Annotated in this window: 20 protein-coding genes and 1 tRNA gene; 15 read left to right on the top strand and 6 right to left on the bottom strand. The window is 65.7% G+C overall.

The genetic code is table 11. The annotated features are described in order from the left end of the window. Window positions 1–114 precede the first annotated feature (114 nt). Both ABC969_RS13990 and uxuA read right to left on the bottom strand, forming a co-directional pair. Window positions 115–2,754, bottom strand: coding sequence for a glycoside hydrolase family 3 protein (locus tag ABC969_RS13990; RefSeq protein WP_345865729.1), 2,640 nt, complete (start codon window positions 2,752–2,754; stop codon window positions 115–117). Window positions 2,755–2,886: 132 nt separating this feature from the next. Next, window positions 2,887–4,077 carry a mannonate dehydratase gene (gene uxuA, locus ABC969_RS13985; protein ID WP_345865727.1) on the bottom strand — a complete coding sequence of 397 codons (1,191 nt, stop codon included), beginning with the start codon at window positions 4,075–4,077 and terminating at the stop codon, window positions 2,887–2,889. 637 nt (window positions 4,078–4,714) lie between these two features. Between uxuA and ABC969_RS13980 the strand changes: the two genes are divergently transcribed. The 12 genes from ABC969_RS13980 to ABC969_RS13925 all read left to right on the top strand — a co-directional run bounded on the left by ABC969_RS13980 (window position 4,715) and on the right by ABC969_RS13925 (window position 17,853). After that, window positions 4,715–7,363 (top strand): glycosyl hydrolase 115 family protein, encoded by a 2,649-nt coding sequence (locus tag ABC969_RS13980; protein ID WP_345865726.1) that lies wholly within the window; start codon window positions 4,715–4,717, stop codon window positions 7,361–7,363. A gap of 157 nt (window positions 7,364–7,520) precedes the next feature. After that, complete coding sequence (locus ABC969_RS13975) at window positions 7,521–8,216, top strand: endonuclease/exonuclease/phosphatase family protein (protein ID WP_345865867.1); 696 nt, start codon at window positions 7,521–7,523, stop codon at window positions 8,214–8,216. Window positions 8,217–8,241: 25 nt separating this feature from the next. Then, window positions 8,242–10,536 carry a patatin-like protein gene (locus ABC969_RS13970; RefSeq protein ID WP_345865724.1) on the top strand — a complete coding sequence of 765 codons (2,295 nt, stop codon included), beginning with the start codon at window positions 8,242–8,244 and terminating at the stop codon, window positions 10,534–10,536. Between the two features lie 180 nt (window positions 10,537–10,716). Further along, a complete protein-coding gene (locus ABC969_RS13965) occupies window positions 10,717–11,079 on the top strand; it encodes a hypothetical protein (RefSeq protein ID WP_345865722.1) in 363 nt (120 codons plus the stop codon). Further along, window positions 11,076–11,750, top strand: a complete 675-nt coding sequence (pyrF, locus tag ABC969_RS13960; RefSeq protein WP_345865720.1) for an orotidine-5'-phosphate decarboxylase — start codon at window positions 11,076–11,078, stop codon at window positions 11,748–11,750. Before ABC969_RS13965 ends, pyrF begins: the two co-directional genes overlap by 4 nt. 8 nt (window positions 11,751–11,758) lie before the next feature. Next, entirely contained in the window at window positions 11,759–12,397 is a 639-nt protein-coding gene (locus ABC969_RS13955) for a phosphoribosylanthranilate isomerase (protein WP_345865719.1), read from the top strand. A gap of 176 nt (window positions 12,398–12,573) precedes the next feature. Beyond that, the gene (trpB, locus tag ABC969_RS13950; protein WP_345865718.1) at window positions 12,574–13,818 is read left to right on the top strand and encodes a tryptophan synthase subunit beta; all 1,245 of its coding nucleotides are present in this window, start codon (window positions 12,574–12,576) and stop codon (window positions 13,816–13,818) included. Between the two features lie 142 nt (window positions 13,819–13,960). After that, on the top strand, window positions 13,961–14,764 hold the full coding sequence (gene trpA, locus ABC969_RS13945; protein WP_345865716.1) for a tryptophan synthase subunit alpha: 804 nt from the start codon (window positions 13,961–13,963) through the stop codon (window positions 14,762–14,764). Then, the gene (accD, locus tag ABC969_RS13940) at window positions 14,761–15,618 is read left to right on the top strand and encodes an acetyl-CoA carboxylase, carboxyltransferase subunit beta (RefSeq protein ID WP_345865714.1); all 858 of its coding nucleotides are present in this window, start codon (window positions 14,761–14,763) and stop codon (window positions 15,616–15,618) included. Before trpA ends, accD begins: the two co-directional genes overlap by 4 nt. 44 nt (window positions 15,619–15,662) lie before the next feature. Further along, a complete protein-coding gene (locus ABC969_RS13935) occupies window positions 15,663–16,034 on the top strand; it encodes an endonuclease domain-containing protein (protein WP_345865713.1) in 372 nt (123 codons plus the stop codon). Next, window positions 16,034–17,338: a bifunctional folylpolyglutamate synthase/dihydrofolate synthase gene (locus ABC969_RS13930; RefSeq protein WP_345865711.1), complete on the top strand. Its 1,305-nt coding sequence runs from the start codon at window positions 16,034–16,036 to the stop codon at window positions 17,336–17,338. Before ABC969_RS13935 ends, ABC969_RS13930 begins: the two co-directional genes overlap by 1 nt. Window positions 17,339–17,409: 71 nt before the next feature. Beyond that, entirely contained in the window at window positions 17,410–17,853 is a 444-nt protein-coding gene (locus ABC969_RS13925; protein WP_345865710.1) for a DUF6628 family protein, read from the top strand. 119 nt (window positions 17,854–17,972) lie between these two features. Here the strand turns inward: ABC969_RS13925 and ABC969_RS13920 are convergent, their stop codons facing one another. Both ABC969_RS13920 and ABC969_RS13915 read right to left on the bottom strand, forming a co-directional pair. After that, on the bottom strand, window positions 17,973–19,337 hold the full coding sequence (locus ABC969_RS13920; RefSeq protein ID WP_345865709.1) for an AmpG family muropeptide MFS transporter: 1,365 nt from the start codon (window positions 19,335–19,337) through the stop codon (window positions 17,973–17,975). 42 nt (window positions 19,338–19,379) lie between these two features. Then, window positions 19,380–19,808, bottom strand: coding sequence for a response regulator (locus ABC969_RS13915; RefSeq protein ID WP_345865708.1), 429 nt, complete (start codon window positions 19,806–19,808; stop codon window positions 19,380–19,382). A 199-nt stretch (window positions 19,809–20,007) separates the two neighbouring features. Between ABC969_RS13915 and ABC969_RS13910 the strand changes: the two genes are divergently transcribed. Together ABC969_RS13910 and rsmD are read left to right on the top strand one after the other, a co-directional pair. Continuing rightward, window positions 20,008–21,336: a pseudouridine synthase gene (locus ABC969_RS13910; RefSeq protein ID WP_380808134.1), complete on the top strand. Its 1,329-nt coding sequence runs from the start codon at window positions 20,008–20,010 to the stop codon at window positions 21,334–21,336. Window positions 21,337–21,339: 3 nt separating this feature from the next. Further along, window positions 21,340–21,876 (top strand): 16S rRNA (guanine(966)-N(2))-methyltransferase RsmD, encoded by a 537-nt coding sequence (gene rsmD / locus ABC969_RS13905; protein WP_345865704.1) that lies wholly within the window; start codon window positions 21,340–21,342, stop codon window positions 21,874–21,876. Window positions 21,877–22,131: 255 nt separating this feature from the next. Here the strand turns inward: rsmD and ABC969_RS13900 are convergent. After that, a tRNA-Val gene (locus tag ABC969_RS13900) sits at window positions 22,132–22,206 on the bottom strand. Window positions 22,207–22,285: 79 nt separating this feature from the next. Continuing rightward, entirely contained in the window at window positions 22,286–22,663 is a 378-nt protein-coding gene (gene cpdR, locus ABC969_RS13895; RefSeq protein WP_345865703.1) for a cell cycle two-component system response regulator CpdR, read from the bottom strand. Window positions 22,664–22,775: 112 nt separating this feature from the next. Here cpdR and ABC969_RS13890 point away from each other — a divergent pair, with 112 nt between their 5' ends. Next, a complete protein-coding gene (locus ABC969_RS13890; protein WP_345865700.1) occupies window positions 22,776–23,621 on the top strand; it encodes an N-formylglutamate amidohydrolase in 846 nt (281 codons plus the stop codon). The last annotated feature ends 223 nt before the right edge of the window (window positions 23,622–23,844 follow it).

Here is a 23,844-nt window from a genome sequence, read left to right as displayed (position 1 = left end):
GTCGCATTGCCCCGGCGGCGCATTTGGCACGCCGGAGCGAATCCGCCGGAAGACGGCGAATGCGAGCCCCGATATCGGTCTCGGCGCAGGACTTTTGCCCGGCGCCGAGGCCGGTCAGCGCGGCAACACCGCTTGACCAACGACGGTCAGGTCTGCCGCGCTGCCGGCCGCGATCGGCAGCCCAGCCCGGGTAACGGGCTGGCCGCCGCCGATCCACAGCTTCACCGGCCCCGGCGTCAGCCGCCGCACGCCCTTGGCATCGACGAGGCTCAGCGCACGCGCATCGAGCGTGAAGGTCACTTGCCGCGTCTCGCCTTTCTTCAGGTGCACGCGCTCGAACCGGGCGAGCGACCGGATCAATCCGTTTCGCGCGCGCGGATGGGAGACGTAGAGTTGTACGACCTCATCGCCATCGCGCGCGCCGATATTGCGCACCGCCACCGAAACATCGACCTTGCCGTCCGCCCCGACCCGCGTCGTCGACAGCGATGGCGCGGCGTAGGCAAAGCTCGTGTAGCTCAACCCATGACCGAACGGGTACAGCGCCTCGCCGCTGAAGTAGCGATAGGTCCGCCCCTTCATGCTATAGTCGCTGAATGCAGGGAGTTGGGTGGCCGATTTGTAAAACGTCACCGGCAGCCGCCCCGCCGGGCTGAAGTCGCCCGCCAGCAACCCCGCAACGGCGTGGCCGCCCTCGCCGCCCGGATACCAGGCCTCGACGATCGCCGGCACATTCTTGTCGGCCCAGTTCACCGCCAAGGCGCTGCCGTTCATCAGCACCAGCACCAGCGGCTTTCCGGTCGCGTTCAACTGTTCGAGCAGGGCCTGTTGCGGTGCCGGCAGGTCCAGACTGGTGCGGTCGCCACCGGCAAAGCCCGGGGCTTGCACTTTCATCTCCTCGCCCTCGATCCGCGCCGACAAACCGCCGACAAACACCACCAGGTCAGCGGACTTGGCCGCCGCGAGCGCTTGATCGCCGGCCGCGCTCGGCACGCTCCACACCAGTTGCTGCGTGCTCCGCGCGCCGCGTTGCACGCCTTCGATGCGGATCGGGTAACGGCGTCCCTTTTCCAGCGTGATCGTCCCGGACAGGATCGAGGGAGCGTCGCCGACGCCCCAGTCATCGACCACCAACTTGTCGCCGACGAACACGCGGTAGCCATTCTCGCTGGCGAAGCGGAAACCGTATTCCCCGCTTTCCGGTGCCACGAGCGTGCCGGTCCACCGCGCTGACGTTTCACGATCGCCGCGCCACTCGAGCCGCGCGTTCGCCGTGGTCTCGCTTCCGGTCATCGAGCCGTCGAGGTTCGCGCCCGCGAAATACTCTACCTTGAGCCCCTTGGTGGAGCATGCCGCATCGACGCACAGCGCATCGTCCGGCACCGGCACTTCTGCCGGGCCGATCAGTCCGGTGCCCTGGACATGCACGACCTTGGCGTTCGGATAGCGCGCGCGGATGCCGTCCAGCACCGTCACCGGCCGCGATGGCGTGCCGTAATAATTGCCCACCAGCGCATCGACGCTATCGGCATTGGGTCCGATCACCGCGATAGTGCGCGGCTCGCCCTTGATCGGCAGCAGCCCGCCCTCGTTCTTGAGCAGCACCATCGATTCTTCGGCAATCTTGCGCGACACGGCATGGTTCGCGGGGGTATCGTAATCCTTCGCCGTGATGTCGGCGAACGGCAGCTTGGCGTCGAACAGCCCCAGGCGGACACGCGCCACGAACAGCCGCTCCAGCGCACGATCGACCGTGGCTTGCGGCAACAGCCCCGTGTTCACCGCGGTGACGATACTGTCCGCATCGGTGGTCATATTGTTACGATAATCGCCGCAGATCAGGTCCATCCCTGCTTTGATGCCCAGCGCAATGCCCTCGGGCGCGGTCTTGGTATAATGGAGCGCATCGGGCCGGTAGATATTCGCCGCCGCGCCGCAATCGGACACGACATAGCCCTTGAATCCCCAACTCTGCCGCAGAGTATCCTCCATCAGCATTGTGCTGGCGCAGCCGGGCACGCCGTTGACGGCGTTGTAAACGCACATCACCGATTGCACCTTGCCTTCGGTGACGGTCGCGCGAAATGCCGGCAGGTAGGTGTCCTCCAGATCATAGGCGCTGGGATAGACGTCTTCGCGGTGGCGGTTGCTCTCCGGCCCGCTGTGGACCGCGAAATGCTTGGATGTCGCGATCACCTTGGAAAAGCGGGGATCGGTGCCCTGCAGCCCGTCAATATAGGCGATGCCAAGCCGCCCGCTGAGATACGGATCCTCGCCATATGTCTCTTGCCCGCGGCCCCAGCGCGGATCGCGGAAGATGTTGATATTGGGCGACCAGACGGTCAGGCCCCGGTAGAATTCGCTGCCGCCATCGGGCAGCCGACGTTCGAGAAACTTGGCACGGAATTCGGTTGATACCGTAGCGCCGACCCGATTGAGCAGCGCCGTATCCCAGGTTGCCGCCATGCCGATCGCCTGCGGAAAGACGGTAGCGATGCCGGCGCGTGCAACGCCGTGCAGTCCCTCGTTCCACCAATTATATTCGGGCACGCCCAAGCGCGGAATAGCGGGCGCGGTGTGCCCCAGCTGGCGCGCCTTTTCCTCCAGCGTCATGCGTGAGACGATGTCGCGCGCACGCTGCTCGGGTGTCGCGGTGGAATCGCGGAGCGTGCCGGGCACGCTTTGCGCAGTCGCCGTCGGCGCCAAAGCGCTAGATGCGAGCAGAGCCAGCGCGATTTTCAACTTATCAGTCATCCTCTTACCCCTGTTTTCGGAATTTGCCCGAGGCTAGCGCAATGCTGATAACGCTACCAGTACCGATTGGCGGCCGTGATTTCGCGCGCTCTTGGCGATGCTCAGACGACTGCCTCGCGCCCAAACAAAGCGTCACGCATGCCGCAGCCCCCGCTCAAGGCCCCGTAATTCGGATAATCCCCGCATACGGCCGATCAGCGAATACCCCGGATTGGTGGTCTTGGTCAGATCGTCCATCATTTGGTGGCCATGATCCGGGCGCATCGGGATGCGGCGCTGTTCGCGATCCGATAACGCGACGACTTCCGCGACGACTGCGGCCATCCCTGCATCGCCGCCGAGATGATCCGCTTCGTGAAAGCTGTTTTGTGATTCATGCTGAACCGAGCGAAGATGCAGGAAGCCGATGCGATCGCCCAAGCGCCGTACCATGCCGGCGAGATCGTTGTCGCGTCGCGCGCCGAACGAACCAGTGCAGAAGCATAATCCGTTGGCGCGGCTTGGCACCCGCGCGAACAGATCGGTGACATCCGCTTCGGTGCTCACCACGCGCGGCAAACCGAAGATGGCGAAGGGCGGATCGTCAGGATGAACCACCAGGCGCACACCGGCCTCTTCGGCAACCGGGCATACCGCCTCCAGAAAGGCGCGATGATTGGCGCGCAGACCGGCCGCGTCGACCTCCGCATAGCTGTCCAGCGCGCGCAGGAATTGCGGTGAATCGAAGCTTTCTTCGCTACCGGGCAGCCCGGCAATGATCGTCCGCTCCAGCGTGCGACGCGCCGCATCGTCCATGGCCGCAAAGCGCTGGGCGGCCAGCGTACATATCTCGGGCGCGTAGTCAGCATCTGCACCAGGCCGGCGCAGAATGTGAATGTCATATACCGCCACTGCCACCCATTCGAAACGCAGCGCCAGCGCCCCATCAGGCATTGGCCAGGCGAGATCGGTTCGTGTCCAATCGAGCAATGGCATAAAATTATACGTTACTGTGGTAATGCCACAGGCACCGAGATGACGGATCGAGCGGCGGTAAGCATCAAGCAGCCGGTCGCGATCCGGCCCGCCGCGCTTGATCTGTTCGTGCACCGGCAGGCTCTCCACCACCGTCCAGCCCAACCCGGTCGCGGCGATCATCGCCTTGCGCGCGGCGATATCCGCCTGCGTCCACACCGCGCCGTTGGGCAGCTCGTGCAGCGCCGTCACCACCTCGTGCGCGCCGGCCTGCCGGATATGCGCCAGCGGCGCAGGATCCGCTGGCCCGAACCAGCGCATCATCGGCGTCATCAAATAACGGTCGTCGAGACTTTCATCGTGCGCCAATTGTTATCATCCTCGCCTTACCCCGGTCATTACGCTCTTGCGATCCGGCACGCTCATCAAGTCGTCAGCCGCCGTCGCTCGAGTCCCCATGATCTGTTCGCCAAAATTTTGCAAAAAACAACTATATTGGCCTTACCAATTGAGCGCGGCTGCAGCTTCCATTTTAGCGGGCGGGCGGGTCCGCGTACGAACGGCACGGTTCTTCACCGTATGGTCTTCCATAGCAAAGGCAGTTGATCACTAACGATCCTTCTCAACCATATCATACGCCGTCATAATCGGCCCACCCCAAAATGATCACTCTTTCGGTAGTTTAGCAAAGATAACCGACACATTGGCCTAGCTGATTTGCGTTGACTTTCTGACCAATTATTTTAGGGAGCTGACAGGCTCACTGGCGCAGAAAAGGTATCGCAGAGGCGTTCAAATGCCTGGATTTCGTCGAGCCGACCGGCGCCTACGCCTGTGTCTCGGGCCACGTCCGCTCAAATGACGCCACGCGGTACGGCGCAGCGGATCGGGTGCATGACCTCCGACCAGCTCGAACCGACGGTGGTGCAGCAACGCAAGCGGACTGGCCGCGGCACGCCCTGGCGCGTGCGGTGAGATATAATAGGCCCCCGCGTAGGAGAGAAACATGACTGCCTTTACCCCTCCAGCCCTGTCGCGCCGCAGCCTGATAGGCAGCGCCACGCTGCTCGCCATGCCGATGCACGCCCTCGCCGCGCCCGCGCGCGCGCCTCGGGTCGATCCGCGCACCGCCTTCGCGCTGATCGCCGGTGGCGTGCCCGCGTCGCTCGTGATCGACGCCGGTACCGACAGCGCGGTGCGCCACGTCGCGACCAATTTCGCGTTGGATCTGGGACGGGTCAGCGGCACGCGGCCGGCATTGATCGATGGCGGCACGGCGGAATTGCGCGGCCCGGCAGTGATCATCGGGGTGCTCGGGGACAGCGCGATCATCGATGGACTGGTCGCTGCCGGCAAAATCGCCGCCGGCGACATCAAAGGCGAGTGGGAGGCATTCCGCCAGATCGTCGTGGACAATCCGCTGCCAGGCGTGGCGCGCGCGCTGGTCATCGTGGGGTCGGATCGCCGCGGCGCGGTTTTCGGCACCTATGACGTGTCGGAGCGCATCGGCGTATCGCCGTGGCACTGGTTCGCTGACGTCCCCGTTCAGCGCCAGCGCGACGTGCTGATCCCGGCGGGCAGCCGCCGCGACCAGCCCAAGGTGCGCTATAGAGGTTTCTTCATCAACGATGAAGATCCCTGCCTCAGCGGCTGGGCCAAAAAGGCGTTCGGCGGGGTAACTTCGGCGATGTACGTCCACGTCTTCGAGCTGCTGCTGCGGATGAAGGGCAATTATCTGTGGCCGGCAATGTGGGGCAAGGCGTTCGCCGACGACGATCCCAAGAGCATGGTGCTGGCCGATGCGATGGGCGTGGTGATGGGCAATTCGCACCACGAACCGATGCTGCGCGCGCAGGAGGAATGGCACCGCCACAAGGACCAAGGCGTGACCGGCGGCGCCTGGGACTATACCAGGAACGGCGACAATCTGCGCAAGTTCTGGCGCGGCGGCATCGAGCGCATGATGGCCAAGGGTCGCGGGCGGCAGTATGATTCGCTGGTCACCGTCGGCATGCGCGGCGATGGCGACGAGGCGATGGCGGAGGGCACTGCGACCGGGCTGCTCGAACGTATCGTCAGCGATCAACGCAAGATCATTGCCGACGTCACTGGCAAGCCACCCGCGGAGACTCCGCAGGTCTGGGCGCTCTACAAGGAGGTGCAGGACTATTACGATCACGGCATGAAGGTGCCGGACGACGTCACCCTGCTATTCTCGGACGACAATTGGGGCCAGATTCGGCGCCTGCCCGATCCCGCCGTAGCGCCCCGCAGCGGCGGTTACGGCGTCTATTATCATTTCGATTATGTCGGCGGCCCGCGCAATTACAAATGGGTCAACACCAACCAGATCGAGAAGATCTGGCAGCAGATGGACCTCGCCTATCAGCGCGGCGCGCGGGCGATTTGGATCGTCAATGTCGGCGATATCAAGCCGATGGAATATCCGCTCGGCTTCTTCCTGGCGCAGGCGTGGAACCCCGAAGCGATGACCCCAGCAATGCTTGCGGACTATCCGCGCGTCTGGGCCAGCGCGACCTTCGGGGCTGCAGAGGGCAAGGCGATCGGCGAGATGATCACTGCCTACAGCCAATATGCCGCGCGGCGGAAACCCGAATTGATCGACCAGGACAGTTTCGCGATCGGCGGGATTACCCCCGAGGGGCTCGACGGGGGTCAGTTCGGCACGATGGTCGCCGAATGGGATGCGCTGGAGACCCGCATGACCGCAGTGCGCGCGACGCTGCGCCCCGACCAGCGCGACGCTTATTACCAGATCATCGAATTCCCCGTCAGCGCGATGGCCAACCTTTACCGTCTTTACTACTCCACCGCCTGGAACCGCGCACTCGGCGCAAGCAACGACCCGCGTGCCAATTATTTCGCCGACCAAGTCGAAGCCAGCTTTCGCCGTGATGGCGAATTGACCCGGCGCTACCATACGATCAACGGTGGCAAATGGGACGGCATGATGGCGCAGGTCCATATGAGCTACGTCAGCTGGAACGATCCCACGCAGCAGACGATGCCAAGCATCATGCGCATCGGCGCCGATACGCCGGAGGCCGAGCGCCGCCGCCAGCCCAAATTCGTCTCGTCACAACCGGCAGACGGGGGCGTGCTGATGATCGAAGCGCCAGCGTTCAGCCGCGCGCGCGATGGCAAGGGTCTGCGCTGGACGACGATCCCCCATCTTGGCCACGATGCGGGCGCGGTACTCGCTTTACCACAGGGCCGCGGCGCGAGCGTAGCGGGTGATGGCATTTGCCTGGAATATGACGTGGTGGTGCACAAGGCGGGGCCGGCGACGCTCACGCTCCATCTCGCGCCGACGCTGGACACGAGCGGTCATGGCGGATCGCGCATCGGCGTCTCGCTCAATGACGGCGCGGTGCAGGCGCTGCAGCTGCAGCTCGAAGCCAGCGGCGGCGCGCAGGACACGCCGGGCAAGAAGCGCTGGGCCGATGCCGTCTGCGACAATCTCGTGCAGCTGTCGGCAACGCTGGGCAGCGTCGGCGCGGGGCGCCACACGATCAAGCTGTGGCGGCTTGACGACAACATCGTGGTGCAGAAGCTCGTCCTCAGCACCAGTGCGTCACCGCCGCCGGTCGCACGGTCGGTGGCGTCTGCCGTGCATAGCGCCCCTTCGGGTTGACAAGGGGGTGTCGTAAGGGGCCATCTTGCCATCAGCCCCTCTTCGTGAAGGCGATCGATCTGCCCATGTTCCTGCCGCCCCGCGCTACTGCCCCCGGCAGCGCGCGTTTTTCGTCCCGCCGGGCAACATCTTCATCGTGCGGCGTTACCCTCTCCGCATGATCAAGGTCGCCAGCTACAATATCCACAAAGGCATCGGGCTTGACCGGCGCCGCGATCCCGCGCGCATCCTGGAGGTGCTGCGCGAGATCGATGCCGATGTCATCGCGCTGCAGGAGGCGGATCGCCGGTTCGGCGCCAGGGCGTGCGTCATTCCGCTCCACACGCTTGATGAACATTCGCCGTGGAAGCCGATTTCGTTTGGCGTGCGCGCTGGTAGCATGGGCTGGCACGGCAATGTGCTGCTGGTGCGCAAGGACGCGGTGGTTCTCGATGAAGCAGCGATCCACCTCCCCGCGCTCGAACCGCGCGGTGCTGTGATGGCCGACGTCCGCATCGGCGGCACCGCGCTGCGCGTCGTCGGCATGCATCTCGATCTGTCCGGGCTGTGGCGGCGGCGCCAGGCACATGCGATCCTCAGCCATGTCGATGGCAGTGCCGAGCGCCGCCCGACGGTGCTGATGGGCGATCTCAACGAATGGAGCGCGGCCAGCGGCTGTCTGCGCGATTTCGGCAAGGATTATGCCTTCGCGCCGACCAGCCCGAGCTTCCACGTCCGCCGCCCGATCGCGCGGCTCGATCGCATCATGGTGTCGCGCGATCTGAAAGTGGTCGATTGCGGCGCGCATCACAGCGCGGCCTCGCGCAAGGCGTCTGATCATTTGCCGATCTGGGCGATGCTGGAAAGCGCATGACCAGCCGCGCACGCCGCCGCCGCTGATGCGCGAGAAGGAACTCCGGCTCGCTCTGGTCTGCTATGGCGGGATCAGCCTGGCGGTCTACATGCACGGCATTTCCAAGGAAATCTGGCGCATGGCGCGCGCCAGCCAGGCATTTCACGCCGGCGAGGAGGCGGCGACCGGCAGCCAGCACGTCTATCGCGCCCTGCTCGAAGAGATCCAGTCGGAGACCGGCGTACGGCTGCGCGTGCTGGTCGACATCATCGCCGGGGCCAGCGCGGGGGGCCTTAACGGGGTGTTCCTGGCGCAGGCCATCACTACCGGGCAAAGCCTTGAGCCGCTGACCGATCTGTGGCTCGATTCGGCCGATGTCGAAGCGCTGATCGACCAGTCAGCCGCGCCGAACTCCGGCATGACGAAGGCCTGGGCCTTGCCGCTTGTGTGGATGGCGGCGGGGCGCGGCGCCCGCAAGGTCGACGAGACGGTCGATCCCGAAACACGCGACGAAGTGCGCCACAAACTCTCGCACTTTATCCGCTCACGCTGGTTTTCGCCCCCGTTCGGGGGCGAGCGCTTTACCGGTCTGATCCTCGATGCGCTGGATGCGATGGCGACGGGTCCGCGCGGCGCGCGGCTGCTGCCGGATGGCCAGCCGCTCGATCTGTTCGTCACCGTCACCGATTTTCGCGGCCACCCCGAACGGCTTAGCCTGCACTCGCCCAGCGAAGTGATGGAGACCGAACATCGCCTGGTCGTGCCGTTCAGCGATCGCGGCGTAGCCGGCGAGACGCTGGCGCACGCCGCGGAACTCGCCTTTGCCGGGCGCGCAACGTCCAGCTTCCCCGGCGCCTTCCCGCCCTTCACGGTCAAGGAGCTGGATGCGGTGCTGGCGGCGCGCAAACGCTCCTGGCCCGGGCGGATGGAATTTCTCAAGCGCATCCTGCCGCGCCAGTTCGCCGCCAATGCCGCCGAGGGCGCGGTATTGATCGATGGCTCGGTGCTCGCCAACGCGCCGTTCCGCCCGGCGATCGATGCCCTGCGGGACCGCCCGGCAAGACGCGAGATCGATCGGCGCTTCATCTATATCGATCCAACGCCCGGCAATAAGATGCGCTTCAGTAGCGCGGCGCAGGAATCGCCCAGCTTCTTCCAGACGATTGTTGGCGCCGCTTCCGAGCTGCCACGCCAGCAACCGATCCGCGACAATCTCGAGGCGCTGGCCGAGCAATCGCAGCGCATCGAGCGCATGCGCGCGATCATTGCCGCGATTCGCCCCGAAGTGGAGGCGCAGGTCGAATCCCTGTTCGGCTACACGCTGTTTCTCGATTCTCCTACCACCGGCCGCCTCGCCAACTGGCGCAATCGGGCGCAGAATGCCGCCGCCGCCAAAGCCGGCTACACCTATGCCGCCTACGGCCATCTCAAGATCGCCGGGGTGGTCGAGCTGATCGTCGGGCTGCTCTATCACGCCGGTGGCGACCCTGGCCCGGGCCCGTGGGACCGCATTCACCGTCACATCTGCGCGGCGATCAAGGCGCGCGGGTTCGATACGATCGGCCCGAATTTTTCGGGCGGGGCCAGCGCCCAGACGATCGCGTTCCTGCGCTCTTATGATCTCGGTTTCCGCATCCGCCGGTTGCGGCTGCTGGTGCGCCGGCTCGGCGATCTCGATGTCGAGGGCGCCGAGCAGGATTTCGCCCCCTTGCGCGAGGCGATCTACCACAGCCTCGCCGCCTATCTCGATCGCAAGCGCAGTGAGGTCCATGCGCACCTCGCCGGCGATATCCGCGCGCTGCGCGACGATGCCGGCCCGCTGCTCGATCAACTGGCGGAATCGCTCGATCTCAAGCGGCTCGATACCGAAACCGACGCGCGCCTCGCCGCCGCCTTTGCCGCCTTGCCCAAGGATAAGCGCCGCCCGGTGCTGCTGACCTATCTCGGCTTCCCCTATTTCGACACTGCGACCTTGCCGTTGCTGCAAGGCGAGGGGCTCGACGAATATGATCCGATCAAGGTCGATCGCATCTCGCCGGACGACGCCAGATCGATCCGCGGCGGCGGCGCGGAGGCGACGCTCAAGGGCATCCAGTTCAACAATTTCGGTGCGTTCTTCAGCCGCGCCTACCGAGAGAATGACTATATCTGGGGCCGGCTGCATGGCGCCGAGCGGATGATCGACATTCTGGTGTCCACACTGCCCGAAAATGTCCGGCTGAAACCCGGCCGGGTCGCGGCGGTGAAACGCGCGGCCTTTCTGGCGATCGTCGATGAGGAAGGGCCCAAACTGACCGCAATCCCCGGGCTGATCGAAACGCTGCGGCGGGAGATCGGCTGACCAAATCCCTCTCCCCCGGGCAGAGGCGCGCGCAGCGCCGGAAGGAGAGGGCAAAGACAGCCATCGACGCCCTTCTACGGCGTCACCCTCGCCCTTTCCCCCGGCTTCCCCGGGCCCCTTCCCTTTCCCAAAGGGAGAGGGAGTATGGTCAAAGCCATCACGCCACGTTAGCCTGCCGCCATGCAATTCCTCAAAATCCTCTTCTGGTGCCTGCTCGCCTTCCTCGCGGCGCTGTTCACGATCGGCAACTGGACCAACGTCCAGATCAAGCTGTGGGGCGGATTGATCGCCGAGGTGAACCTCCCGCTGCTGCTGATTGCAATGTTCCTGCTCGGGCTGCTGCCAATGCTGCTATATCATCAGCTTGTGCGGTGGCGGCTGCGCCAGCGGCTCACCACCGTACAAGGCACGCTCGAAACGCTGCGAACGCCCGCTCATGTGCCCGCGGCGGCGGTGTTGCACGCCGATCCCGCGCCGCTCGCGTCTACTAACATCACGCCTGCCAGCATCACGCCCGCCGTCGCGCCATCGGCTGAAGCATGAGCAACCGCATTTTCGTGGCGCTCGATACGCCCAATCTGCCCAAAGCCAAGGCGATGGCGGCGCGCGTTCATCACCATGTCGGCGGGATCAAGCTCGGGCTCGAATTCTTCATGGCCAACGGCCATGCCGGCGTGCGCGAGATGGCCGAGCTCGGGTTGCCGATTTTTCTCGATCTGAAGTTCCACGATATTCCCAATACCGTCGCCAAGGCGATCCAGGCGCTGCATGGGCTCGAGCCGGCGCTGCTCACTGTCCACGCCGCGGGCGGGCAGGCGATGCTGGAGGATGCCAAGGCCGCTGCGGCCACGGGCACCAAGGTCATCGCGGTGACCACGCTGACCAGCCTCGACGCGACCGATCTCGCGGCGATCGGCTGCTCGAGCGATCCGCACGAGCAGGTGCTGCGGCTGACCGAGCTGGCCAAGGCCGCTGGCGTCGATGGCGTGGTCTGTTCGGGCGCGGAAGTCGCGGCGGCGAAGTCGGTATGGCCCAAGGGCTTCTTCGTCGTGCCCGGCGTCCGCCCCGCCAACGGTGCGGTCGGCGATCAGAAACGCGTCGTCACCCCGCGCGCCGCGCTCGACGCGGGCGCCTCGATCCTGGTGATCGGCCGCCCCATCACGCAGGCAGATAACCCAGACATGGCCGCGCGCGAGATCGAAGCGACGCTGTAGTTCATCCTATGACGATCAACGCCAAGATCTGCGGCCTCTCCACCCCCGAAACGCTCGACGCAGCGGTCCGGGCCGGCGCCAGCCATGTCGGCTTCGTGTTTTTCCCGCCCTCGCCGCGCCATCTGGCTCGCGAGCGCGCGCAGCAGCTCGCCGCGCGCGTGCCGCACCATGTCGCCCGCGTCGGCGTGTTCGTCGATCCCGACGACGCCTTGCTCGACGCCTCGACTTCCGCCGGCGATCTGCACATCCTGCAGGTGCACAAGACCAGCCCGGCGCGCGTCGCGCAGATCAAGGCGCGCACCGGGCTGCCCGTCTGGGCTGCGGTGGCGGTCAAGGAGCGCGCCGATCTGGCCGCGGCGGCGACCTTCGCCGGCGCTGCCGATCGCATCCTGTACGACGCCAAGACCCCGCCGGGTGCGGCCTTGCCCGGCGGCATGGGCGTGCGCTTCGATTGGACCTTGCTGCAGGGCTTCCGCCACCCGCTGCGCTGGGCACTGTCCGGCGGCCTCGATCCGCACAATGTCGCAGAGGCCATCCGGATGACGGGGGCAGAGCTGGTCGATGTCTCGTCGGGCGTCGAAGGCGCGCCGGGCGAGAAGGACGTGGCGAAGGTCCAGGCGTTTCTCGCGGCGGTGCAGGCTTCTTAGCCCTCCCCCGCTCTTCGCGGGAGAGGGTTGGGTGAGGGTCTTCTTTTGCTCCTGCTTCCTATCCGGCGCACAAATAAGAAGTAAGAAGACCCTCACCCAACCCTCTCCCATAAAGAATGGGAGAGGGCTTAGAGCGTCCGCCTCGACACGCCCGCCCGAGATGCTAAACGCCTCCCATGAACGCTCCCGACACGCTCACCCCCAATTCCTATCGCGCGCAACCCGACGAACGCGGCCATTTTGGTGCGTTTGGCGGCCGCTATGTCGCCGAGACGCTGATGCCGCTCGTGCTCGAGCTCGATCAGGCCTACCGCGCGGCGAAGGAAGATCCGGCCTTCAAGGCCCAGTTCGAAGATCTGCTCGAACATTATGTCGGCCGCCCCAGCCCGCTTTATTATGCCGAGCGCCTGACCGAGGCGCTGCGCGATTCCGCGCCCGACGGCAAAGGCGCGCAGGTCTGGTTCAAGCGCGATGAATTGAATCATACTGGCGCGCACAAGATCAACAATTGCATCGGGCAGATCCTGCTCGCCATGCGCATGGGCAAGACGCGGATCATCGCCGAGACCGGTGCCGGCCAGCACGGTGTCGCCACCGCCACGGTGTGCGCGCGCTTCGGTCTGCCCTGCGTGATCTATATGGGCGCCAAGGATGTCGAGCGGCAGGCGCCAAACGTGTTCCGCATGAAATTGCTCGGCGCGGAAGTGCGCCCCGTGGTCAGCGGCGCGCACACGCTGAAGGACGCGATGAACGAGGCGATGCGTGACTGGGTCGCCAATGTGCACGACACGTTTTACATCATCGGCACCGCCGCCGGCCCGCATCCCTATCCAGAACTGGTGCGCGATTTCCAGAGCGTGATCGGCAAGGAAGCGCGCGCGCAGATGCTGTCGCGGATCGATCGCCTGCCGGATCTGCTGGTGGCGGCGATCGGCGGCGGCTCCAACGCGATCGGCCTGTTTCACCCGTTCCTCGACGATGTCGACGTCAAGATGCTCGGCGTCGAGGCGGCGGGGCACGGACTCGACAAGGAACATGCCGCCTCGCTTGCCGGCGGCTCGCCCGGCATCCTGCACGGCAACAAGACCTATCTGCTGCAGGATGAGGATGGCCAGATCACCGAGGCCCACTCGATCTCCGCCGGGCTCGATTATCCCGGCATCGGCCCTGAGCATTCGTGGCTGCACTCGATCGGCCGCGTCGAATATACCTCCGTCACCGACGTCGAAGCGCTCGACGCGTTCCAATTCCTGTGCCGCACCGAAGGCATCATCCCCGCGCTCGAACCGGCCCACGCCATCGCGGCCGTCGCCAAGCGCGCGCGCGAAATGGACCGCGAGCAGATCATCCTGGCTAACCTATGTGGGCGTGGCGACAAGGACATCTTCACCGTCGCCGAAGCACTGGGAGTGAAGATGTGATGCCTGCTCAGCATCGTGGCTGCGCCGTCGATCGTCATCCCAGCGAAAGCTGGGATATCCCCGTTGGCGCGTGCAGCATCAGCCCGACGAAGACCCCAGCTTATGCTGGGGTGACGGCCTTGGCCGACACGAGTTCCTCCAAATGACCCGCCTCGCCGCCGCCTTCGCCAAGGCCCACCCCGCGCTCGTTACCTTCGTCACTGCCGGCGACCCCACGCCCGGCGCCACCGCCGCCATCCTCGACGCGTTGGTCGAGGGCGGCGCGGATGTGATCGAGCTCGGCATGCCGTTCACCGATCCGATGGCCGATGGCCCGGCCATCCAGGCGGCGAACCTGCGCAGCCTCGCCGCGGGCACCAGGACGGCGGACATCCTGTCGATCGCCAAGGGCTTCCGCGCCCGCCACCCGGAAACACCGCTGGTGCTGATGGGCTATGCCAATCCGATGACGATCCGCGGCCCTGAATGGTTCGCCGCCGCGGCCAAGGATGCCGGGGTCGACGGCGTGATCTGCGTCGATATTCCGCCCGAGGAAGACGAAGAGCTCGGCCCTGCGCTGCGCGCTGCCGGGATCGATCTGATCCGCCTGGCCACGCCGACGACCGATGCGGCACGGCTGCCCACCGTGCTCGCCGGCGCCAGCGGTTTCGTTTATTACGTCTCGGTCGCCGGGATCACCGGGCTGCAACAGGCCGTGCAATCCTCGATCGAGGAGGCGATTGCACGGCTCAAGGCGGCGACCGACATCCCCGTCGCGGTCGGCTTCGGCATCCGCACGCCTGAGCAAGCCGCCGCGGTGGCCAGGGTCGCCGACGGCGTCGTGGTCGGATCGGCGATCGTCGATCTCGTCGCCGAGCACGGTGCCGATGCGGCCGAGCCGGTTCGCGCCTATATCCACTCCCTCTCGTCGGCGATCCGCGCCGCCCGCCTGGAAACCGTCAAATGAGCTGGCTTACCAACGTCCGCAACGCGCTCGCTTATGTCGTGCCCGCCAGGAAGGACACCCCCGACAATCTCTGGCACAAGTGCAAGGGCTGCGGGCAGATGGTGTTCGTCAAGGAATTGGAGGACAATCTCCATGTCTGCCCGAACTGCGACTTCCACGAGCGCATCGGCCCGCTCACGCGGTTCAAATATACCTTCGACGAAGGCAGCTACACGATCATCCCGCTCCCCAAGGTGCCCGATGATCCGCTCAAATTCCGCGACACCAAGAAATATGCCGATCGCATCAAGGCCGCGCGCACCGCGACCAGCGAAGGCGACGCGCTGATCAACGCGCGCGGCACGATCGACGGCCACAAGGTCGTCGTCGGCGTGCAGGATTTCGCTTTCATGGGCGGCTCGATGGGGCTGGCCGTGGGCGAAGCATTTATCCGCGGCGTTGAAAATGCCATCGAGGATCGCTGCCCCTATGTGATCTTCACCGCGGCGGGCGGCGCGCGCATGCAGGAAGGCATTTTGAGCCTGATGCAGATGCCGCGCGCCACCGTGGCGATCGCCATGCTGCACGATGCCGGCCTGCCCTATATCGTCGTGCTGACTGATCCCACGACCGGCGGCGTGACGGCGAGCTATGCCATGCTGGGGGACGTGCAGATCGCCGAGCCGGGCGCGCTCATCGGTTTCGCCGGGCAGCGCGTGATCGAACAGACCATCCGCGAAAAGCTCCCCGAAGGATTCCAGCGCGCCGAATATCTGCTCGATCACGGCATGCTGGACATGGTCACCCATCGCAAGGAATTGCGAGCGACCGTGGCCAAGGTGGTGGATTATCTGTGCGTGCCGCAGCCGGCGTGAACTGAGGGCTCCCCTCCCGCTTGCGGGAGGGGTTGGGGGAGGGAATGGAGCAAAGAACCCGAGCCCGGGAATTGCGGGCGAACCCGACCGACGCGGAAGTCATGCTGTGGCGCGCGCTCAGTGCCCGCAAAGTCGCCGGCGTCCGCTTCAACCGCCAACTGCCGATCGGCCCATTTATCTGCGATTTCGTCGCGCGAAGCGCTGGCCTGATCATCGAAGCAGATGGCGGACAACATGCCGAGCGTGCCGCCGCCGATGCCGGCCGAACGCGATACCTCGAAACGGAAGGATACCGCGTTATCCGATTTTGGAACAACGATGTGATCGGCAATCTCGAAGGCGTCGTTCTCGCCATTGAACGGGCACTGGCCGAAATGCCCTCCCCCAGCCGCTCCCGCGAGCGGGAGGGGAGTTAGTGGACCACGCCACCTCCAGCTCTCCCCAGGTCCAGCAGCAGCTCGACCGCTTGTGGTCGCTCTCCCCCGGCGCCGATATTCTCGGGCTCGAGCGCATCACCACCTTGCTCGCCCGCCTCGGCAACCCGCACGAGCGCCTGCCGCCGGTATTCCACGTCGCCGGCACCAACGGCAAAGGCTCGACCTGCGCGTTCCTGCGCGCCGCGATCGAGGCCGCGGGCTATACCGCGCACGTCTATACCAGCCCGCATCTCGTCCGCTTCAACGAGCGCATCCGCATTGCCGGCACGCTGATCGACGATCAGGCGCTCGCTGCGCTATTGGAAGAAGTGCTCGATGTCGCCGATGGCATCGGCGCAAGCTTCTTCGAAGTCACCACCGCGGTCGCCTTCCTCGCTTTCAGCCGCACGCCGGCGGATGCCTGCATTATCGAGGTCGGGCTTGGCGGCAGGCTGGATGCCACCAATGTCGTCATCCCGGTGGTCGCCGGGATCGCGCAGCTCGGCATCGATCATCAGAGCTTCCTCGGCGACACGTTGATCGAGATAGCCGGCGAGAAAGCCGGCATCGCCAAGCCCGGCGTCCCGCTCGTGACGATGGATTATCCGCGTGCGATCCGCCTGCGGATCGCCGCAATCGCTAAACAGGCGGGCGCCATGATATTTGCGCGGGGCGCCGCCTGGACCAGCGAAACGGGGCGTAACACGCTCAAATACAGCGATATCGGCTTTACCCTGATTACGCATCGACCACGCCTCGTGGGCACGCATCAATCACACAATCTGGCACTCGCCATCGCCATGCTGCGCCACCAGGGCGCGCTCGCCATCCCCGAGGCCGCGCTGCGCGCCGCGGCGGATTGGGCGCAGTGGCCCGCGCGCATGCAGCGGCTCGGCGCCGGCCCCTTGCTGGCACGGCTTCCGCACGGCAGCGAGATCTGGCTCGACGGAGCGCACAACCCGTCCGCAGCGCGCCCGCTGGCGCGCGCGCTGGGGCGCATCGCGCAGGGCCGGCCGGTGACGCTGATCACCGGCATGCTGGCCAACAAAGACGCCCCCGGCGTGCTGCATGAGCTCGCGCCGCATCTGGCGCACGTCATCGCCGTGCCCGTCACCGGCCACGCCCATCATGCCCCGCTCGCGCTCGCCGATCTTGCGCGCAGCCTGGGCCTGCGCGCCGACACGGCGCCATCGTTCGATGCCGCGATTGACCGATTGGGTGATGCACCGCGACTCGTGCTCATTGCCGGCACGCTGTATCTCGCCGGTGAAGTGCTCGCCGCCAACGACGAGCCGCCAACCTAAAACGCTTATTGATATTGACTTGCAATAACGATCGGAACAGGTTGCGGCTACCCGCAGCGGAGTTTTCGATGATGACCACGATCCCTACGCCTCACGCCGCCACCGTCGCCAGCGCGCTGCCATACGCCATGCCGCGCTGCCGCAATGCCCAACTCGCCTTGTTCGCGTTGCGCCGGATGGGTGCCTTTGGGCTAAACGACGCGCAGGTTGCGCACGGCTTTGTCGGTGCATTTGGTGAAAGCTTCCGCCGCCCGCTGATCCTGATGCGCGTGTTGATGGCCGAGCTCGCCGACACCGCGGCGCTGCCGATCGCCATTGCGCCATGCTGTTGCGGTCGCGTCACCCCCGCCGAGCACGCCGTGCTCACCGCTCTGAACCGCGCCGACACAGCGCCCGATACCGCGCGGCTGCTGCTCGCCGACCTCCTCGGCACGCGGCGTATCGACGGCGTGCTGGCCAGCGCGAGCGCGGTGGCCCAGGCCTTCGCCGACGCCGGACGGCCCATCGCGGGGTGACCCCACGGTGGTCACCCCGGATCTGGTCCGGGGTGCACCAAGCATTTTGATATGCCGATCGAGCGCATATCGGGCACGTGCGGCACGGCAGACCTCGGCCCAGCTCGATGGTCTAATGATTAACTGCCGCTACTCCCGTCCCCCGCCTGCCGCGCATCGCCTTCGCCTGTTGTCCCGGCATCACCGATCGAGCGATCGACCAGCCCGCTGCGCATCATCCACCAGAACAGCAGCACGCCCGGAAATGCGAGCACCGTCGTCAGCAAATAGAAGTTCACATACCCGAACGTCTCGACCAATCCGCCTGCCGTGGTGCCCGTCACGAACCGCCCGACGATGCTCGACGCCGCCGAAATCAGCGCATATTGCGCGGCCGTGAAGCGCAGATCCGTCAGCGCGGCAAAATATGCTACCACGACTACGCCGCCAAAGCCGCTGGCGAAATTCTCGAAGCCAATCGCGCCCGCCATGCCGATGTTCGAATGCCCCGCCGCGGCCAAAGCCGCAAAGCTCAAATTCGATACCGCCATCAGGATCAGCGCCAGCAACACGGAGCGCTTCATCCCGATCTTGGCGTACAGCGCGCCGCCCACGAAGATACCGATCAGATAAGCGATGAACCCGATCCACACATCGTAGAACGCGATCTCGTCATTGGTGAATTTGAGATCTTCGAACAGCAGGCGAAGCGTCAGATTGGCCAAGGTATCGCCGATCTTGTGGATCAGGATAAAAGCCAGCACGATCAGCGCGCCTTCGCGCGCGAAGAACTGCACGAACGGTCCCCAGATCGACCGAAAGAATGCCGCCGGCCCGGTGCGCCCGTCGCCGGGATCGCGGTGCCGCGCCGGCTCGCCGACGATCAGCGCGGCGATCACTGCCGGCAAGGCCAGCGACGCGCAGGCCAGATAGGCCAGTTCCCAGCCGCTGCGCGCGGCGATCACCAGCGCCAGCGCCCCCGCCCCGGCCGATCCGATGCGCCAGCCATATTGCGACATGCCCGATCCCACACCCAATTGCCGTGGCTCCAGGATTTCGATGCGATAGGCGTCGATCACGATGTCGAACGTCGCCCCCGCCGCGCCGACCAGGATCGCCGCGATCGCCGTCGCCATGATATCCGCCTTGGGATCGATCAGCGCCAGATTGGCTACCGCCGCGATCACCAGCACCCCGGCAACGATCATCCATGATACGCGCTGGCCGAGCCGGCCGATCAGCGGCAGGCGCACGCCATCGACCACCCACGCCCACAGCCATTTGAGATTATAAACGAGGAAAGCGAGGCTGAACGCCGTCACCGTCTTCTTGTCGATGCCATTCTGCGCCAGCCGCGTGGTCAGCGTCGCGCCGATCATCGCATAGGGGAAGCCCGAGGAGATGCCGAGCGCCAGCGCGGCCATCGGTGCCTTCTCGAAATAAGGCTTCAACCCGTCCCACCAACTGGCGGTCGTACCATCGCTCAAAACGCTTGCTCCCCGCATCAAGCGGCGGAGCCTAGCCCAGCCGGCCGGAGAAGAAACCCCTTACGCCGCGCCGAACAGCTGAAACCCGCTCGGCAGCCGCTTGGGTGGCTTGCCGTCGAGCAACGCCTCGACCGCGCTGATCGCGCCGAGCAGGCTCTTTTGCGCATAGGGCTTGGAAAGAAAGCCCACGCCCACCTCGTCGGCCCCCGGGGGGCAGTCGCCCGTCACGAAGATCACCGGAATGCCCGCGGCATGCGCCGCACGCGCGACATCCAGCCCGCTGCCATCGGCCAGATTGACATCTACCAGCAGCAGATCGACCTCGTCCTCGCCCTCCAGCACCGCCATCGCATGTACCACGCGATCGACGGTGGCGACGATCTCGAACGATTCTTCGCGCAGGAAATGCTCGGTATCGAAGGCAACCAGAGGTTCGTCTTCAACGATCAGCAGTTTGACGATCCGTCGTGTCTTCTTGCCGAACAGCATGTCCGGTGCCCGCCTTTGCCCTTGCGCCGGGCAGATTTGCCCGAACCTCGTTACGCCCATGATCCCTAACGCGCGCCGCTCGGGTTGGTCGCAACATTTTTTTCCGCTCGCCGCGCATTTAGTCTGTATCAGCGCAATCGTGTCACACATATCAGATCCAAAAGACGGCCCCCGCGACGGGGCTCCCACCGGCCAACGCATCGCCAAGCTCTTGGCCCGGGCCGGCGTCGCCTCGCGCCGCGAAATCGAACGAATGATCGAGGAGGGCCGAATCGCGCTGGGCGACGTGGTCATCACCACGCCGGCCACCGTGCTGACCTCGCTCGCCGGCGTCACCGTCGATGGCGATCCGGTCGAGGCGCCTGCCGCCGCCCGCCTGTTCCTCTATCACAAGCCCGCCGGGCTGCTCGTCACCGAGCGCGATCCCGGCGGCCGCCCGACGATCTACGACAAATTGCCCGACGATCTGCCGCGGCTCGTCCCCGTCGGCCGCCTCGACATCAACACCGAGGGGCTGTTGCTGATGACCACCGATGGCGAGCTCAAGCGTCAGCTCGAGCTTCCCGCCACCGGCGTCGAACGCGCCTATCGCGCGCGCGCTTATGGCAACATCACGCAGGCGCAGTTGGAGGAACTGATCCACGGCATCGAGATCGAAGGCGTGCGTTATGGTTCGATCAACGCCAATCTCGAACGCCGCACCGGCGCCAATGTGTGGATCGAGATGATCCTCACGGAAGGCAAGAATCGCGAAGTGCGCCGCGTGCTCGAATTTCTCGGATTGAAGGTCAGCCGGCTGATCCGCACGCGCTACGGCCCGTTCCTGCTGGCCGATCTGCCGGTCGGCGGGATCGGCGAAGTGAAGGGGCATGATGTCGCCGCCTTCCGCAAGAATCCGACCAAGAATCCGCCACCCGAACGGTTGCGCCGCGACGAGAAGTTCAGCGAACGGCCCAAACCCTCGCCGGTCCAGGCCAATACCGCGCGCCCGCGCCCGGATGGCCCCCGCCCCGCGCCCGGCGCGCCGGGTGCTGCGCGCAAACCCAGCCCGGTGCAGGCCGGTAAGCCCGCCACGCGGATCACGCGCGAAACGGCGTCTGCCGCCGATCGCGCCGCGTTCATCGATTCGCCCAGCCGCGGCCAGCGCGCCAGCGGCCGCCCCGCGCGGCCCGAGCCCAAACCCGCCGGCTGGCAACCACCGACCGAGCACCAGCCGAGCCAGCCCGCCGCTGGCGCCAAGCCCAAGCGCTTCTATGATGCTAAGCCGCCGCGTGAGCGGCCAGCCACGCCGGCGCGCGATGGCCAGCCGGCCCGCGGCCAGCCGGCCCGCCCGGCGCCAGCCGGCCAGCCGGCCCGTCCGGCCCGCGTGTTCAATGCCGAGCTCGGCCGCAACGTGCGCGCCAAAACGCCGTCTGCGCCGCGCGCCGCCGGCGATGCCGCACGCCCGTCGCGTCCCTCCTCCCGCCCCACGCCCAAGAGCGGCCCCCGCCCGGGCGGCGGCAAATCCCCTCCTCGTAGCCGGAAGTAACTCATGCGGATCATTTCAGGCCAGTGGCGCGGTCGCCAGATCGTCGCGCCCAAGGGTGAGGCCACGCGCCCCACCGCCGATCGCACGCGTGAGACATTGTTCTCCATGCTGACCAGCCGGCTCGGCAGTTTCGAGGACTTGTCCGTCGCCGATCTGTTCGCCGGTTCCGGCGCGCTCGGGCTCGAAGCATTGTCACGCGGCGCGGCCAGTTGCGTGTTCGTCGAACAGGACAAGCCCGCGCTCGATGCGTTGCGCGCCAATCTCGCCAAGCTCGGCGCCACCGCCGATGTCCGCGCGCAGTCCGTGCTCGCGCTCGCGCGGGTGACGCAACCGCTTGACCTGATCCTGATGGATCCGCCCTATGGCACCGGCGCCGGCGCCGTCGCGCTCGACAAGCTCGCGCGATTGGGCTGGACTGGCCCGGCGACGTGGATCAGCATCGAAACCGCGAAGGACGAAAAGATCGACGTCGCGGGCTTCGAGATCGACGCCGAACGCAATTCGGGCAAAGCCAAGCTGACCCTGCTCCGCGCGATATAGCGCACGGCGTTGCGCCCCGACCAATTGCGCTTTTCCTCGCCTTGCTCCGCGCATCACGCGTAGCACATTGCTCTCGGCAAGTTCGGCCACCTCCTCGTCAGCGGCAGCGCGCGGAGCGCATGCTAAAGTGCGGCAATTTCACTATCACGGCATCCGCCCCGAGCGCTGTTCACCTGCTTAGCGTGGGGTTGATCGACGACCACGCCACCACACGACAAAAAAGCCCGCCAGCTCATTGAGCAGACGGGCTTTTAATGGTGGGCGTGGCAAGGATTGAACTTGCGACCCCTGCGATGTCAACACAGTGCTCTACCACTGAGCTACACGCCCACGACGCTGCGGCGAACCAGAGCGAGGGGCGGGCTTTAGCGAAGCCTTTGCCGCTGCGCAAGCGCCGCTTGCCGCTTCTTTAGATATTGCCGCCGGCATGCTCCAGTTCGAACATCCGATCGACCTCCGCCACCAGATCGCGCAGATGAAACGGTTTCGACAGCACGCGCGCCCGCGGGACCGATTTGCCGGCCTTCAGTGTCACTGCGGCAAAACCAGTGATGAACATCACGCGCAGATCGGGCACCATCTCGCTGGCGCGCTGTGCCAGTTCGATGCCGTCCATCTCGGGCATGACGATATCGGTCAGCAGAAGGTCGAAATGCTCGGTTTCGAGCAGCGGGATCGCCGCCGTGCCGCGATCCACCGCGCTCACCGCATATCCGGATCGTTCCAGAGCGCGCGTGAGATATTCGCGCATGACGTGATCGTCTTCCGCCAGCAAAATTCTGATCATTAGGTTGAGTGTCCGGTATGCTGTCGTCAGCCTCGCTTTATGCGCCAAGCGCTTAACAAACTCCAGCGAGGACCATTTGCCGCCACGTGGTGTCGCGCATAGGGTGGTGTCCATGCCGGCCATCCCATCGTTCGAGCGCCTTGGCGCGCTCCTGCCGCTCAGTCCGGTGGTGCTGTCGGTGCCGCATGGCGGCCGGGAGTATCCGCTGGCGATGCGCGCGGCGCTGCGCGTGCCGGTGGATGCGCTGCGCCCGCTGGAGGACCGGCACATCGACACGCTGGCGCTTGCCGTGCGCAAGACCGAGACGATGCTGGTGCAGCGCCAGGCGCGCGCCAGTATCGATCTCAACCGCGCCGAGAACGAACGCGATCCGCAGATCGATGGCGGCGCCGATCGCCGTGCGCTGGGGCTGCCGTCGGCCAAATTGCGGGGCGGGCTCGGGTTGATCCCGCGCCGTATCGCCAGCGCCGGCGAGATCTGGCGCCGCAAACTGGATGGCGAGGAAGTGATGGCGCGTATCGCCGGCGCGCACCGCCCCTATCATCTCGCGCTGGGAGAGGCGCTGGCGCAAGCCCGGGCCCGCTTCGGCATCGCCGTGCTGCTCGATCTCCATTCGATGCCGACGCTGGCGGAGGGCGCGCAGATCGTGCTCGGCGATCGCTTCGGGGGCGCCTGCGCACCGCGCTTCATGGCGCGGCTGGCAGCTGAGGTATTTGCCGCCGGCCTGCCCTGCGCGATCAACACGCCTTATGCCGGCGGGCATATCCTCGATCGGCACGGCGCCCCTGCGCACGGCGTGCATGCGGTGCAGGTGGAAGTCGATCGCGCACTGTATCTCGATGCTGCGCTCGACGTACCCGGGCCTGGGATGGCGGCGCTGGCGCGGTTGCTGCGCCGCATGATCGACGCGCTCGCCGATGAAGCCCTTGCCGACCGCACACCGCTCGCAGCGGAATAGCCCCATAAAAAAACCACCTCGCGCTTTCGCACGAGGTGGCCAAGGTTCAGGGAGGAGCTCACCTGAAAGGTGAGCAGCAAGACCCGCGAAAGGGGGGACACGAGCCCTGCCAAACCGATATAGGTAAGCCGATTTTACGGTTCAAGGCCTTTGTTTTGGGGTTTTTGCAGGCGCTGCGATTATCCTTTAGGCATGCGGGAGGGCTTGGCGAACGCGGGCAGAA

The sequence above is a fragment of the Sphingomonas qilianensis genome (assembly GCF_039614825.1).
In the GTDB taxonomy this organism is placed as follows: Bacteria; Pseudomonadota; Alphaproteobacteria; order Sphingomonadales; family Sphingomonadaceae; genus Sphingomonas; species Sphingomonas qilianensis.
This window is presented reverse-complemented; position numbering and strand designations above follow the sequence as displayed.

What these genes read in the sequence shown, in the direction of transcription:
- ABC969_RS13980 (WP_345865726.1), top strand. Translation starts at nt 4,715, where the DNA reads ATGACTGCCTTTACCCCTCCAGCCCTGTCGCGCCGCAGCCTGATAGGC.
- pyrF (WP_345865720.1), top strand. Translation starts at nt 11,076, where the DNA reads ATGAGCAACCGCATTTTCGTGGCGCTCGATACGCCCAATCTGCCCAAA.
- trpA (WP_345865716.1), top strand. Translation starts at nt 13,961, where the DNA reads ATGACCCGCCTCGCCGCCGCCTTCGCCAAGGCCCACCCCGCGCTCGTT.
- ABC969_RS13935 (WP_345865713.1), top strand. Translation starts at nt 15,663, where the DNA reads ATGGAGCAAAGAACCCGAGCCCGGGAATTGCGGGCGAACCCGACCGAC.
- accD (WP_345865714.1), top strand. Translation starts at nt 14,761, where the DNA reads ATGAGCTGGCTTACCAACGTCCGCAACGCGCTCGCTTATGTCGTGCCC.
- cpdR (WP_345865703.1), bottom strand. Translation starts at nt 22,663, where the DNA reads ATGATCAGAATTTTGCTGGCGGAAGACGATCACGTCATGCGCGAATAT.
- ABC969_RS13975 (WP_345865867.1), top strand. Translation starts at nt 7,521, where the DNA reads ATGATCAAGGTCGCCAGCTACAATATCCACAAAGGCATCGGGCTTGAC.
- ABC969_RS13915 (WP_345865708.1), bottom strand. Translation starts at nt 19,808, where the DNA reads ATGCTGTTCGGCAAGAAGACACGACGGATCGTCAAACTGCTGATCGTT.
- ABC969_RS13890 (WP_345865700.1), top strand. Translation starts at nt 22,776, where the DNA reads ATGCCGGCCATCCCATCGTTCGAGCGCCTTGGCGCGCTCCTGCCGCTC.
- ABC969_RS13955 (WP_345865719.1), top strand. Translation starts at nt 11,759, where the DNA reads ATGACGATCAACGCCAAGATCTGCGGCCTCTCCACCCCCGAAACGCTC.
- trpB (WP_345865718.1), top strand. Translation starts at nt 12,574, where the DNA reads ATGAACGCTCCCGACACGCTCACCCCCAATTCCTATCGCGCGCAACCC.
- ABC969_RS13920 (WP_345865709.1), bottom strand. Translation starts at nt 19,337, where the DNA reads ATGCGGGGAGCAAGCGTTTTGAGCGATGGTACGACCGCCAGTTGGTGG.
- ABC969_RS13990 (WP_345865729.1), bottom strand. Translation starts at nt 2,754, where the DNA reads ATGACTGATAAGTTGAAAATCGCGCTGGCTCTGCTCGCATCTAGCGCT.
- rsmD (WP_345865704.1), top strand. Translation starts at nt 21,340, where the DNA reads ATGCGGATCATTTCAGGCCAGTGGCGCGGTCGCCAGATCGTCGCGCCC.
- ABC969_RS13970 (WP_345865724.1), top strand. Translation starts at nt 8,242, where the DNA reads ATGCGCGAGAAGGAACTCCGGCTCGCTCTGGTCTGCTATGGCGGGATC.
- ABC969_RS13925 (WP_345865710.1), top strand. Translation starts at nt 17,410, where the DNA reads ATGACCACGATCCCTACGCCTCACGCCGCCACCGTCGCCAGCGCGCTG.
- ABC969_RS13965 (WP_345865722.1), top strand. Translation starts at nt 10,717, where the DNA reads ATGCAATTCCTCAAAATCCTCTTCTGGTGCCTGCTCGCCTTCCTCGCG.